Origin of the sequence: Arthrobacter sp. PsM3, assembly GCF_030433895.1 — a bacterium.
Classification (GTDB): Bacteria; Actinomycetota; Actinomycetes; order Actinomycetales; family Micrococcaceae; genus Arthrobacter.
On the sequence record NZ_JARUXE010000187.1, the window covers coordinates 1 to 221 of the forward strand.

Annotated in this window: 1 protein-coding gene; it reads right to left on the bottom strand. The window is 60.6% G+C overall.

What is annotated here, in order from left to right:
* Positions 1-108 (bottom strand): aldehyde dehydrogenase family protein (locus QCD75_RS22120; protein ID WP_441005537.1); only part of this gene is annotated, 108 nt, incomplete at its 3' end.
* Positions 109-221: the final 113 nt, after the last annotated feature.

Here is a 221-nt window from a genome sequence, read left to right on the forward strand (position 1 = left end):
GGCAATGCACGTCTGACCTGTTGCTGAGAAGATCCCGGAAATAACACCGGCAGCAGCGGCATCCAGATCCGCATCCACGAAGACGATGTTCGGGGACTTCCCGCCCAACTCGAGTGAAACATGCTAGAACTGGCTCGCGGCGGTCTCGTAGCTCTTTAGACCGGCCGTCTCGGAACCGGAGCAGGCCCCCGTCACAATGTCCGCGTGACTGACAAGCGGGG